Origin of the sequence: Paenalcaligenes suwonensis, from assembly GCF_011290505.1 — a bacterium.
GTDB lineage: Bacteria > Pseudomonadota > Gammaproteobacteria > Burkholderiales > Burkholderiaceae_B > Paenalcaligenes > Paenalcaligenes suwonensis.
Genome location: NZ_JAANPV010000009.1, coordinates 114,354 through 128,019, shown reverse-complemented (window position 1 = coordinate 128,019; position 13,666 = coordinate 114,354). Strand labels below are relative to the sequence as shown.

Sequence of the window (13,666 nt, the reverse complement as noted above, 5' to 3'; positions counted from 1 at the left end):
CGGCTATTACACAGGCAACAAACGAATTTGCGCGGGTTCCACGCCTACCGCAACAGGTGCGCCGGGCATCAACAAGGAAGAACCTGCATAGTGCGCCTGATCAGCCACAATAAGCTGGTCACCCGCATCAATTTCGTAACGTGTGAATTCACCCAAAAACTCACTACGTGCCACTTTGCCTGGAATCCACAAATAGCGAGCGTCTGTTTTGCCCATATTGCCACTTTCCAACTGCACCGTATGCGGGCGGAAACTCAAGGCCATGTTATTGCCTTCTGGCACATCGTGCGTCAACGGCAAGTTCACATCGCCAATGCCTTCCACGTGCAAGGTAATGGACGATGCCGAGCGTTCTTTTACCGTACCGTTTAGCACGTTCATGGTACCCACGAAGTTCGCCACAAAGCGGTTGCAGGGGAAATCGAACAAGGTGGACGGCGCACCCACTTGTTGCACCACACCTTGATCCATAACGGCCATACGGTCAGCCGTGGTCATGGCTTCTTCTTGGTCGTGCGTCACAAAAATGGTGGTAATACCTAACCTACGCTGTAACGACAACAAATCTTGGCGCATCTGCACACGCAGTTTCTGATCCAAGTTGGACAAGGGTTCGTCTAACAGCAGAACTTGCGGCTCAATCACCGTGGTACGCGCCAACGCCACACGCTGCTGCTGACCACCCGACAACTGGTTAGGACGGCGTTTAGCAAAATCAGCTAACCCTACCAACTCCAATGCCGAGGCCACTTTATCACGCACCTCAGCGCGAGGCAGTTTGCGCTCTACCAAACCAAACGCTACGTTATCCCACACCGTCATGTGCGGCCACAGCGCATAGCTTTGAAACACCATACCGATGTTGCGCTTGTGCGGAGGCATATTGCCTATGTCTTTGCCATCAATCAGCAACTGACCGGAGTTGTGCTGATTAAAGCCGGCAATCAAGCGCAGCAGCGTGGATTTCCCTGAACCTGATGGCCCCAACAAGGCAAAAAACTCGCCGGGCTCAATCGTTAAATTAATGTCCTTCAGTACTTCATTTTTACCGTAGGCAAGCCGGATATTACGGCATTCAACACTTACTTTCTTCATGGCTATTCCTGATCCACCTTACCTGGGCGCTGACGCGCGGACGTACGTTCAACGATGACATGGGAAATGTAGGTACCGACTGCCACCGCAACCACTGCCAATACCCCTAACGCTGCACCGGGCCCACGGCCGGATGCACTTTGCATATACAAATAAATACCGTAGCTCATGGGCGCATCGCTATCGCGTGTTACCAGCATGATCGTGGCAGATAATTCCACCGCTGCAGTAATAAAACTGGTCACAAAACCGGCCAAAATACCCCCACCCATTAGTGGGATCACCACACGTCTAATGGTATTGAAACGGTTAGCCCCCACCGAGGCAGCCGCCTCTTCTAGCGACACACTAATTTGCTGTAAGGCGGCCACACACGATCGTAGCGCGTACGGTAATCGCCGCACTGCATACGCAATCATGATGAGCAGCCATGTGGACGTTAACCCCACCTCGGTAAAGGGTAGATTCACATCCCTAAAGGTACGCATAAACCCAATGGCCAACACAATGCCGGGTACCGCCAAGGCCGCAGACGCAATCCAGTCCATAAACTGACGCCCCGGTATTTTGGTGCGCAGCATAATGTAGGCAATCGCTGTACCCAAAATCACGTCCACACCTGCTGCAATACCGCAGTACAGCAAGGTGTTTTTAATCATGCCTTGCGACTCTTGGAATACCGCCGTGTAGTGCGCCAAGGTATAGCCGTCTGGCAATGGCGCATAGCTCCATACCGTAGCCAAGGACAGCAGCAACACACCAATGTGCGGTGACAACACCAGCAACAACACCAGTGCAATCCAGATGTATGCCAACCAAGCCTGAGGCTTAGTCAGACGACGTTGCTGTATAGACGAGCCACCTTTTTGGATAGTGGAGTAATCACGCCCCTTCAATGCCGAAGCTGACAGCCACAATGCCAAAATAGAGAAGCCAATCATCAATACACTGATGACATAACCCAGTGGGTCATCAATACCGACTTGGGTAATACGCAAGTACGCCTGAGGAGCCAGCATATTGGTAATACCCAGCACTAACGGTGTACCCAAGTCATCAAAGACTTTCACAAACACCAGCGATGCACCGGCGATGTACCCAGGCAATGCCAGCGGGAAAATAATGCGGCGGAATAAGCGCCAGCCCTTAGAGCCCAAGTTCACCGCGGCTTCTTCCATCGCACCATCAATGTTGCGCAAAGCAACGGTCAGGTTCATCAAAATGAAAGGGAAGTAATGCAGCGCTTCTACAAAGATAATGCCGTTTAAACCATCCATAATGGGCAGCGTGATGCCAAACCAATCATCTAGCATCAGGTTTAGCGAACCCGAACGGCCAAACAATAGCTGCATCGCAACCGCGCCCACGAAAGGCGGCATGATCAAGGGCAAGATACCCAGTGTCTGAATAATCAGCGCGCCACGAAATTGAAATCGAATCGTCAAGTACGCCAAAGGAATGGCGATCAACGAAGCAAATACCGTGGACATAAAAGCCACGTATAAGCTGTTCATGAACGACTCTTTAAGCAGGGTTTGGTGGAAAAACGCACCAAAGTGACCCAGCGTAAAGCCGCCGTCAGCATCTAAAAATGCTGTGTAGAACACGTTCCCTACAGGAACAACCAGAAAGAAGACCAAAAAGGACAACACCACAAGGGCGGCCATGATTAGTCCTACTGGATAGCGGGAAGAGAAAGAATGCGCCATGAATACACCGCGACAAGACTGCTCGCATCGCGTCAGTAATAAAAACAGTAAACCCCACTCTTCCGGCTAGAAGAGTGGGTGTGTCACATCTACGCCTTATAAAGACGCAGCTTGGTTTGCCAGCTCAATAGCTTTCTCGTAGTTAGCTTTGGCTTGACTGTTCCAGTCGCCTTGCAACTTAGACAGTTGTTGGCTGATCTGAGTATCTTTTTTATCGCCTGCAAACAAATCAATCAGTGCTTGGTCTTGCACTTGCTCTGCGCTGATTAATGGCGCCCAAGCCAATTTCTTCGCTTCAGCCAATAGTTCAGCCGCTTGACCTTGTGGGTTAGCGCCTAGTTTGGCTTCTGCATCAAGAATGGCTTTGCTGGCCGCTTGCAGTTCTTTGTGGCGGAAGGTGATTGTCTGATCAAACAAGGTTTGAACGATGTAGTAGCGCTGTTGGGACAGATCTACGTCAAAGTTCACTTTACTGCGCTCTACGATCTCCAAAGGATTGGGGTAATTCTCTGGAACGTTATCCAACTGCTCGTATGGCAACACAGGTAAACGAGAAATCTGTGGTGCCAACAGCAACTCTTGGCCTTCTTTGCTCAACGAAAACTCGATGAACTTTTTACCTTCTTCTGTATTGGCTGCGCCTGCGATCAAACCAATATTGGCGGGCACAATAGCCGTTTCATCTGGGTACACGAATTCCACCGGGAAGTTCGAGTACTTGCTAGACAAACCAAAGAAGTCGATAACAGGACCTGCACCAAACTGGCCGTTATTCACGCCATCTGGCACACCAAAGGAACGGTCTGTTAGGGCAGCACTATTACCCGACATACGTAGCAATGTTTCCCACCCTTTTTCCCAACCCTCACCCTGCAGAATAGTTTCAACAGTCAGGTGGGTAGTACCAGAGCGTGAAGGCGAGGTCAGGCCTACGTTGTTAAACCACTCTGGGCGTAGCAGGTCTTCCCACGTTTTGGGCTCAGGCAATTTTTTCGCCTTCACCAAACGGGTGTTATACATAATCCCGTAACCGGCTAATGCTTGGCCCAAGAACATGCCATTAGGGTCATTAATAGGGAAGCTACCAATAGTCGCTGGCACAGCAGGGTTAGCGATATCCGCTACGTTTTCCAGCAATTGTGCTTGAGACAACACCTCGAACGCATCGGGTGCGCTGGCCCAAAAAATTTCAGGGCGCTTGCCTTCGGGAGTTTCGCGTACGTAGGCAATGCCAGACACTGTATTTTTATTCAGAATTTCCAGTTTGATATCTGGGTTGGCTTTTTCAAAAGCCGACTTATAGGCTTGCGTTAGCTCTTTGGGAAAAGAGGTAATAACAGTAACAGTTCCTGCTAAAGCCGGACCTGCAGCAGCCAGCATTAGTGCGGCCAACAACGGTTTACAGCGTAGCTTCATTGCGGTAGTCTCCCTGTAAAAATAACTAGCCTAGAGTTAGGTTAGACAGCAAGATAGGGAATACCGGACACCACGTCCAATAAAGATATTTGATACTCCCTATAAAACACCAGCAAAAACGTTCTATAACAACAACTTAAGCATCGTATCCAGAATAACCCTGAGTCGCTGCTGTATCGTTAATTCCTGCAACCAGATTTTATGATTAATGAATAATTTATCTGGGCCACACGCTTGCTATCCCGCGACTACTGACTACGTTAGGCGCTTGTTTACAGGGATATAACTAAGAAAATAACACAAAAAAACCAGCCAGAACCGTTATGGGTCTGGCTGGTTTTGTTACTACTTTATACGGCTAGGTTACCCTATGCAATGCCATGCATTTCCTGCAAGGAATACACACGCAGGCCTTCGCCATGACGCATATACTGCAAACCCTCAACCGCAGCAACTGCACCAGCGATAGTGGTGTAGTACGCCAAGTTGGCTGCCAACGCATGTGTACGGATAGTGCGTGAGTCAGCAATCGCATTACGACGCTCTTCCACTGTATTAATAACCAAAGCGATTTCACCGTTTTTGATCATATCTACAATGTGAGGGCGGCCTTCCGTGACCTTGCTCACCACTTTCACTTCCAAACCAGCTTCGCTGATAGCAGCGGCGGTACCACGTGTAGCGACCACGCTAAAGCCCAACGCGATCAAACCACGAGCAACCGTTACGGCACGTGCTTTATCTGCATCGCGTACGCTCAGGAAGGCTTGACCGGACTCAGGCAGTTTTACGCTAGCCGCCATTTGTGATTTCACAAAGGCTTCTGCAAAGCTGCGGCCCACACCCATCACCTCACCGGTAGACTTCATTTCTGGTCCCAGAATGGTGTCTACGCCAGGGAATTTCACGAATGGGAACACGGCTTCTTTCACAGCGAAATAACCGTCTTTAGCAGGTGCTTCTAAGCACAGATCCTTCAGCATTTCGCCAGCCATCACGCGAGCAGCCAATTTCGCCAACTGCAAACCTGTAGCTTTGGACACAAACGGCACAGTACGTGATGCACGTGGGTTCACTTCCAGCACATACACATCGCCATCTTGAATCGCGAACTGTACGTTCATCAGACCTTTCACGTTCAGGGCTTTAGCCATCAACGCGGTTTGACGACGAATTTCTTCAACGATCTGGTTCGACAACGAGTAAGGAGGCAGACTGCATGCGGAGTCACCGGAGTGAACACCTGCTTGCTCGATGTGCTCCATCACGCCGCCAACAAACACGTCTACGCCGTCACACAAGCAATCTACGTCTACTTCAGTCGCGTTGTTCAGGAAGTGATCCAACAGTACTGGAGAGTCGTTAGACACTTTGACCGCTTCACGCATGTAGCGCTCTAGGTCGTTTTGCTCGTGCACGATTTCCATCGCACGACCACCCAGCACGTAGCTAGGGCGTACTACCAATGGGTAACCAATTTCGCTAGCCATCGCAATCGCTTCGCTTTCTGTACGAGCTGTGCGGTTTGGCGGCTGACGCAGACCCAGTTTGGTCAGCAGTTTTTGGAAACGCTCACGGTCTTCAGCGATGTCGATGGACTCTGGGCTAGTACCAATAATAGGTACGCCGTTAGCTTCCAAGGCACGCGCCAATTTCAAGGGTGTTTGACCACCGTACTGAACGATAGTGCCTACTGGTTTTTCGATGTGTACGATTTCCAGCACGTCTTCCAGAGTCAGTGGCTCGAAGTACAGACGATCCGATGTATCGAAGTCGGTAGACACTGTTTCTGGGTTGCAGTTGATCATGATGGTTTCGTAACCCTGCTCACGCAATGCCATCGCAGCGTGCACGCAGCAGTAGTCAAACTCGATACCTTGACCAATACGGTTTGGGCCACCGCCCAGAACGATAATTTTCTTACGATCTGTAGGCTGGGACTCGCACTCTTCTTCGTACGTGGAGTACATGTACGCGGTGTTGGTGGAGAATTCTGCGGCGCAGGTATCTACACGTTTGTACACAGGGCGCACATTCAACTGATGACGTGTTTTACGTACTTCAGATTCGGCTGTGTCCAGCAAGAATGCCAAACGACGATCCGAGAAGCCACGACGTTTCAAGCCAAAAAGGGTGTCTCTATCCAAATCGGCCAATGTTTTTTGTTCCAGCGCCAATTCGATATCCACGATATCTTTAATTTGCGCCAAGAACCATGGGTCGATCTTGGTGATGTTGTGAACTTCTTCTAGGCTCCAACCTTGGGCAAAAGCGTCGCCCACGTACCAGATACGCTCTGGACCAGGCTCACCCAATTCGATCTGCAGTTTTTCGCGATCGGTGGTCATTTGGTTCAGACCGTCCACGCCTACTTCCAAACCACGCAGGGCTTTCTGGAAGGACTCTTGGAAGGTACGGCCCATTGCCATCACTTCCCCTACCGATTTCATCTGAGTGGTCAGTCTAGAGTCGGCTTGTGGGAATTTTTCGAAAGCAAAACGTGGAACTTTAGTCACCACGTAGTCGATGGTTGGCTCGAACGATGCAGGAGTCAAACCACCTGTGATTTCGTTTTTCAGTTCATCCAGTGTGTAACCTACGGCCAAACGTGCTGCGATTTTAGCGATAGGGAAACCGGTTGCCTTGGAAGCCAACGCAGAAGAACGGGACACACGTGGGTTCATCTCGATAACGATCATACGGCCGTTATCGGGGTTCACCGCAAACTGTACGTTGGAACCACCTGTTTCCACACCGATTTCACGCAATACTGCAATGGATGCATTACGCATCAATTGGTATTCGCGGTCGGTCATGGTTTGGGCAGGAGCAACAGTGATGGAGTCACCAGTGTGCACGCCCATTGGATCCAAGTTCTCGATGGAACACACGATAATGCAGTTATCTGCCTTATCACGCACCACTTCCATTTCAAACTCTTTCCAACCCAGCAAGGACTCTTCAATCAACAACTCTTTAGTTGGAGAAGCTTCCAAGCCACGACGGCAAATAGTTTCGAACTCTTCTGGGTTATAGGCAATACCACCGCCTGTACCGCCCAGCGTAAAGCTAGGACGAATCACCACGGGGAAGCCAGATGTACCCACTTCCGCAGCGATTTGACGTTGTACGTCCCACGCTTCGTCCATAGAGTGTGCAACGCCGGATTTAGCAGACTCCAAACCAATGGAGGTCATCGCTTCTTTAAACTTCTTGCGATCTTCTGCTTTATCAATCGCTGCCGCGTTGGCACCGATCATTTCTACGTTGTACTTTTCCAAGACACCGCGATCGGCCAATTCCAGCGCGCAGTTCAAGGCAGTTTGACCACCCATGGTTGGCAGCAAAGCATCTGGGCGCTCACGCTCGATGATTTTCTCTACCGCTTCACATGTGATGGGTTCGATGTAGGTGACGTCTGCAGTTGCAGGGTCAGTCATGATGGTGGCCGGATTACTGTTGACCAGAATCGTGCGGTAACCTTCGGCTTTCAGCGCTTTACACGCTTGAGCACCGGAATAGTCGAACTCACACGCCTGACCAATAATGATTGGGCCGGCACCGATGATAAGAATACTTTTTATGTCTGTACGCTTTGGCATAATACTTTTTCGTCTGCGAGGCGGATCAGGCCTGCTTTTCCATCAGGTTGATGAAGGTATCGAACAAGGCGGCGATATCACGTGGACCAGGAGTGGCTTCAGGGTGACCTTGGAAACCAAACGCAGGACGATCTGTCAGCTCGAAGCCTTGCAACGTGCCATCAAACAACGATATATGAGTAACCTTGGCTGTGGCTGGCAGAGTGTTCGCATCTACCGCAAAGCCATGGTTCTGGCTGGTGATAAACACACGACCCGATGCTACTTCCTGTACAGGATGGTTAGCACCGTGGTGGCCAGTTTTCATTTTCACGGTTTGACCACCTACGGCCAAGCCCAGAATCTGATGACCCAAACAAATACCAAATACAGGCACTTTAGCCTCTAGTACAGCTTTGGTCGCTTCGATAGCGTAGCTACATGCTTCTGGGTCTCCTGGTCCGTTGGACAGGAACACGCCATCAGGCTGTGTAGCAAGAATGTCGGCTACTGGTGTTTGCGCGGGGTACACAGTGATATCGCAACCACGGTCAGCCATTAGGCGCAAAATATTGGCCTTCACACCAAAGTCATAGACTGCGACTTTAAAGCGGCCCAATTCTGGAGAGGTGAAACCACCACCCAAGGACCAAGAACCTTGTGTCCAACCACCTGGCTGGCGCACGGAAACTTCTTTGGCCAAATCTTGACCAACCATTCCCACAAAAGAACGGGCCAGTTGAATGGCCCGTTCGGCGTCATCGCCAACCAAGATACATGCGCCTTGAGCGCCTGTTTCTCTAAGTATGCGAGTCAGCTTACGGGTATCAACCCCAGCGATAGCCACAATGCCCTCTTTCTTGAGGTATTCTGGCAACGATTGTTCTGAACGGAAATTGGAAACCTTCAACGCACAATCACGCACCACCAAACCGGCTGCTTGAATGCCTGCAGACTCAGAGTCTTCAGCATTAATGCCTGTATTACCAATATGTGGATAAGTGAGAGAAACGATCTGACCCCTGTAGCTGGGATCGGTGAGGATTTCCTGATAGCCAGTCATGGCTGTATTGAAGACTATTTCGGCAACTGCGTGGCCTTCTGCACCGATAGAGATACCTTTAAATACCGTACCATCGGAAAGGGCCAGGATTGCAGTTGATGTAGCATGAGACTCTTCAGGAAAGAGAGACGGCAGCACGTTTAAACCCCGGATTTTTTAAATTTACAAATAAACCTTCCAATTATACGCCGACTTGGGCCTTCTCAGAAAGAACTACAAAAATCAGATGTTTATATTCCACGTTTTTACAAAAAATAGCTTACAGTATGTGGCTTGTATCTGACCCGTAGTTGATGTGATAAGGCAGTAGACCATGACCACCTTGCTTGAATCTTTACGGCAACACACCACCGTTGTGGCCGATACCGGCGATTTTGAAGCCATGAAGGCCTTCAGGCCCACTGACGCGACCACCAACCCGTCGCTAATTCTTAAAGCCGTACAACAGGAACAATACCGTTACCTGCTAGAAAAAACCGTGCAAGCGGCTCCACAAGCCAGTATTCCTGAACTGTGTGACCGCTTACTGGTCGCTTTTGGCAGTGCCATTCTGGATATTGTGCCCGGACGCGTGTCCACCGAAGTCGATGCCCGTTTGTCTTTTGACACCCAAGCCAGCATTGAGCGCGCCCACAATATCATTGAGCTGTATGAAGCCGCTGGTATTTCACGCAATCGCGTGCTGATTAAGCTTGCCGCCACATGGGAAGGCATTCAGGCTGCACGTCAGTTAGAGGCTGATGGCATTCACTGTAATCTAACCTTGTTGTTCTCGCTGACCCAAGCGGTTGCGTGTGCGCAAGCTAACGTCACACTGATTTCGCCATTTGTAGGACGTATTTACGACTGGTACAAGAAAAGTGCCGGCAGTAGCTGGGACGAGGCCGCTAACGCTGGCGTGAATGACCCCGGCGTGAAATCAGTACGTAAGATCTTCAATTACTACAAAACCTATGGCATCAAGACTGAAATCATGGGTGCTAGCTTCCGTAACATTGGCCAAATTCAGGCCCTAAGCGGTTGCGACCTACTGACCATCAGCCCCACCCTACTTGCTGAGTTGCAAGAGAAAGCAGGTGATGTACCGCTGCAGCTAGACCCTGACTACGCCAAAGACGTAGCCCCAGAGTGGCGTGCTAATAATGAGGTGAACTTCCGTACCCGCTTAAACGACAATGCCATGGCCACAGAAAAACTGGCTGAGGGTATTCGTTTGTTTACGGCAGATGCGCTCACGCTGGACCAACTGATTACTCAAGTTAAAGCCCAGCAAGCGTAATGATAGTAGGAGCGTCAGGTTTCCCTGCGCTCCTGCAACGCCCATGCCATCGTACTGGCATCCACGTATTCTAATTCGCTACCCGCAGGCACGCCTCGGGCCAACCGTGTGACACGCTTACCGCGCTGTCGTAACAGTTCGGCCAAATAGTGCGCCGTCGTTTCACCCTCGGCAGTGAAGTTAGTAGCAAGAATAATTTCTTCTACCTCGGCACCACTCGCCCGTTGTAACAAGCGATCAAACTGAAGCTCGTTTGGGCCTATACCTTCTATAGGTGCCAACCTGCCCATCAGTACGTAGTACAAGCCTTGGTAACCATGGCTGGACTCTACCGTATTCTGATCGGCTGGGGTTTCCACAATACACAATAACGACTTATCGCGTTGTGCGTTATCGCACAGCGAGCACAGCACCGTTTCGCTGAAGCTATTGCACTGTTCGCAATGCTGCAGCGATTGGGTAGCTCTGTCTAATGCCTGCCCCAACACCACCGCACCCGACAAATCGTGTTGCAGCAAGTGATACGCCATACGACGCGCAGTACGCTCACCCACACTGGGTAAGCGACGTAGCGCGTCTATCAGCGCCCGTAGTGGTTCGGGCTCAGGCAATACAGGTGTAGACATTAGAACGGTAAAGACATGCCTGGGGGCAATGGCAAACCAGCTGTTACCGACGACATTTTCTCTTGGGAGGTGGCTTCTGCTTTACGCAATGCATCGTTCATTGCAGCAGCAACCAAGTCTTCCAACATGTCTTTGTCGTCTTCCAACAAGCTAGGATCAATAGTGATACGACGCACGTCATTGCGACATGTCATCACCACTTTAACCAGACCACCACCTGCTGCACCTTCTACTTCGATGCTAGCCAAAGCTTCCTGGGCTTTCTTCATGTTTTCTTGCATTTGCTGCGCCTGACGCATCAGCCCAGCGATCTGTCCTTTCATCATAACAACGGCTTCCTGTTGAAATAAAACCTAAAACTTAAACGGCCTTCAAATGATTGGCCTGTATGGAACCGGGCATAATTTGTGCCCCAAATTCACGAATCAAACTAACGATAAATGGGTCTTTAGGTGCATTTTGCTCGGCCTGTAGTTGACGTTGCTCACGCTCAGCCTGCTCGACAGCATAGGCCGTGGCATCGCCCGTTGCACCATATTCAATATTAACCCGTACTACCTGTCCAAAATACTCTGCCAACACCGTACTTAATCGGGCTTTAGCCTGACTATCGTCTGCGGAGCGTATTTGCGCACGCAATACAATTTGGCCTTCTTTATCTGCACTAATCCATTCACTCTGACGTGCGAGCTCTGCCGCCCAACCACTAAGCGGTAAGCTGGCCGCTACCGCTGGCCAACCACTGGAATCCATTCTTTTCAAAGAAGCAGTCTTGGCGACATCCCTAGGTTCGGCAATTAAGCCAGACAAATCCGGCTCGACTAACGCGCCCTCAAATGAGGCCACATCGTCTTGCCCTGAAAAAGAATCATCAGAACCGGGATCACCCGCTTGTTCATACGGCGCATCATCACTTGCACCAGGATCATCTTCCCACGGAATATCATCAAAATCTGCAGGGGGGCCATCGGCGGCAACTGCTGGTACTGGAGCGGATTCAGCGACTGACGGCGCAGGCTCTGCGGGTGGCTTAACGTCCACGTTTGCAGCAGGAGCGCTGGGTTTATTCAGAATCGTACCGCCCACTTCTGTAGTAGGAGGCATCGCTGCCGGAGGCGCTGGCGGCACGTCATCATCACGTGCTGGCGCTACAGGGGCTTCGGTAACAGGTTGTGGTGCTGCACTAGGAGCAGTCTCTGCTGCGGGTGGCTCTTGAACTTCCGCTGGCGCAACCGCTTCCTCCGTTGCTGGCGTAGGGGCTGCTTGCTCTGTTACCACCTCAGCCACTGGTGGTGTAACCACTGGCGCCGCCGGCTCCACTGGTGCGTGCTGTGCGGCCTCTACAGCCGCTTCCACCGCTTGCTCTAGCTGCGGAGCCGCTGCTGTTACCGCCGCCGCAGCGGCCACGGGCGCTGCTACTGCAGTGTCCCTACGAATATCAGGTTGTGAAGGCAAGGTATCGCCGGGCATCAACGCCAGCATACGCAAGCACCCCATCACAAAACCAGCATATTCATCCGGCGCCAAACTTAATTCTTTACGGCTGTGTACGGCTACTGAGTAAAACAGTTGTACAAAGTCGGGCCCCAGCTGCTGGGCTAAATCTTGAATATCTGCTTGCAGCGGATGTTCAGCAGGCGTAGCACCGGGTAAGCGCTGCTCTACCGCGATTTGCGACAGCAATACGGCCAGATCACCTAGCGCCGCAGAGTAAGACAACCCACGTAATGCCAGATCATCAGCCACGGCCATTAAAGATTGCGCATCACGATTCATCAAAGCACGCAACAACTGGCACAAATGCCCTTGGTCTATGGTCCCCAACATGCCTTGCACAGCGTCATTGCTGACGTTACCGGCACTGTAAGCAATAGCCTGGTCGGTTAGCGACAACGCATCACGCATAGACCCTGCGGCCGCTTGCGCAATCAAGCGCAGGCCGGGTACATCAAACTCGATTTTTTCTTCTTCTAGAATTTGCTGTAAGTGCTCAACAATAGCCGGCACTGTCATTTGCTTCAGGTTGAACTGCAAGCAACGCGACAACACCGTCACAGGGATTTTCTGTGGATCGGTGGTGGCAAGAATAAATTTTACGTGTGCAGGAGGTTCTTCCAGAGTTTTGAGCATGGCGTTAAACGCATGCCCCGTCAGCATGTGCACCTCGTCAATCATGTAGACTTTGTAGCGTCCAACGCTAGGTGCATACACAGCTTGCTCAAGCAGCTGCGTCATCTCGTCTACCCCACGGTTAGACGCCGCATCCAGCTCCACATAGTCAACAAAGCGACCACTATCAATTTCCTGACACGCTCTGCACTGCCCACAGGGATTAGGTGTAATACCCGTTTCGCAGTTAAGCGCCTTCGCCAAAATACGCGACAACGTGGTCTTACCCACCCCGCGAGTCCCTGTGAACAGCCACGCGTGATGCAGTCGTTGCGTGGTCAACGCATGATTTAATGCACGGACAACGTGGTCCTGACCAATGAGAGTATCAAAGGAACGGGGGCGCCATTTACGGGCAAGAACAAGATAGGTCATGCTTTTAGAAGGCCAGAAAATTGCCAGCATCCACTAGATGCCATCGAAAGCAAAAGTGTACCGGATTCCCGTGTTGGATGGGCAGAATAACGCTAAAGGGGGAGATGTAACAGATAGGCATAAGCCAGTAGAAGGGCGGCGAGCCTGACTTCGGCACTGATTCGGGACAGCTATGGCTGCTTCGTTCCCGACCTGACCAGGTTGACTGTTGAACCATGCGAAGGGACCCGCCGCTAAGAATTGTAGCATAGGTATTTGGTCTATGTGGCGGCTAGCGCTAAATTCTAGACTATGGCTATGTAAGGTGCTGATACGTATAGAGAAGCGCTCGTGGTCGACAGTTTTACGTTCAC

The 13,666-nt window shown here is 51.0% G+C and carries 9 protein-coding genes and 1 other RNA gene; 1 reads left to right on the top strand and 9 read right to left on the bottom strand.

The window, feature by feature from the left end; translation table 11 throughout:
- Window positions 1–6 precede the first annotated feature (6 nt).
- The 5 genes from GY634_RS13995 to carA all read right to left on the bottom strand — a co-directional run bounded on the left by GY634_RS13995 (window position 7) and on the right by carA (window position 9,002).
- On the bottom strand, window positions 7–1,095 hold the full coding sequence (locus tag GY634_RS13995) for an ABC transporter ATP-binding protein (protein WP_166409353.1): 1,089 nt from the start codon (window positions 1,093–1,095) through the stop codon (window positions 7–9).
- 2 nt (window positions 1,096–1,097) lie between these two features.
- The gene (locus GY634_RS13990; protein WP_166409352.1) at window positions 1,098–2,804 is read right to left on the bottom strand and encodes an ABC transporter permease; all 1,707 of its coding nucleotides are present in this window, start codon (window positions 2,802–2,804) and stop codon (window positions 1,098–1,100) included.
- A gap of 96 nt (window positions 2,805–2,900) precedes the next feature.
- Entirely contained in the window at window positions 2,901–4,220 is a 1,320-nt protein-coding gene (locus GY634_RS13985) for an ABC transporter substrate-binding protein (protein WP_166409351.1), read from the bottom strand.
- A gap of 368 nt (window positions 4,221–4,588) precedes the next feature.
- Entirely contained in the window at window positions 4,589–7,822 is a 3,234-nt protein-coding gene (gene carB, locus GY634_RS13980; protein WP_166409350.1) for a carbamoyl-phosphate synthase large subunit, read from the bottom strand.
- Between the two features lie 25 nt (window positions 7,823–7,847).
- Entirely contained in the window at window positions 7,848–9,002 is a 1,155-nt protein-coding gene (carA, locus tag GY634_RS13975; protein ID WP_166409349.1) for a glutamine-hydrolyzing carbamoyl-phosphate synthase small subunit, read from the bottom strand.
- A 175-nt stretch (window positions 9,003–9,177) separates the two neighbouring features.
- Between carA and tal the strand changes: the two genes are divergently transcribed.
- The gene (gene tal / locus GY634_RS13970; RefSeq protein ID WP_166409348.1) at window positions 9,178–10,143 is read left to right on the top strand and encodes a transaldolase; all 966 of its coding nucleotides are present in this window, start codon (window positions 9,178–9,180) and stop codon (window positions 10,141–10,143) included.
- A 14-nt stretch (window positions 10,144–10,157) separates the two neighbouring features.
- On the opposite strand, the gene recR is transcribed toward tal, so the two are convergent.
- From recR to ffs, 4 genes are all read right to left on the bottom strand, one after another.
- Complete coding sequence (recR, locus tag GY634_RS13965; RefSeq protein WP_166409347.1) at window positions 10,158–10,769, bottom strand: recombination mediator RecR; 612 nt, start codon at window positions 10,767–10,769, stop codon at window positions 10,158–10,160.
- Complete coding sequence (locus GY634_RS13960; RefSeq protein ID WP_135866171.1) at window positions 10,769–11,095, bottom strand: YbaB/EbfC family nucleoid-associated protein; 327 nt, start codon at window positions 11,093–11,095, stop codon at window positions 10,769–10,771. The genes recR and GY634_RS13960 overlap by 1 nt, the downstream gene beginning before the upstream one ends.
- A gap of 34 nt (window positions 11,096–11,129) precedes the next feature.
- Window positions 11,130–13,313: a DNA polymerase III subunit gamma/tau gene (locus GY634_RS13955; protein ID WP_166409346.1), complete on the bottom strand. Its 2,184-nt coding sequence runs from the start codon at window positions 13,311–13,313 to the stop codon at window positions 11,130–11,132.
- 134 nt (window positions 13,314–13,447) lie between these two features.
- An RNA gene (gene ffs, locus GY634_RS13950) (signal recognition particle sRNA small type) lies at window positions 13,448–13,545 on the bottom strand.
- Window positions 13,546–13,666: the final 121 nt, after the last annotated feature.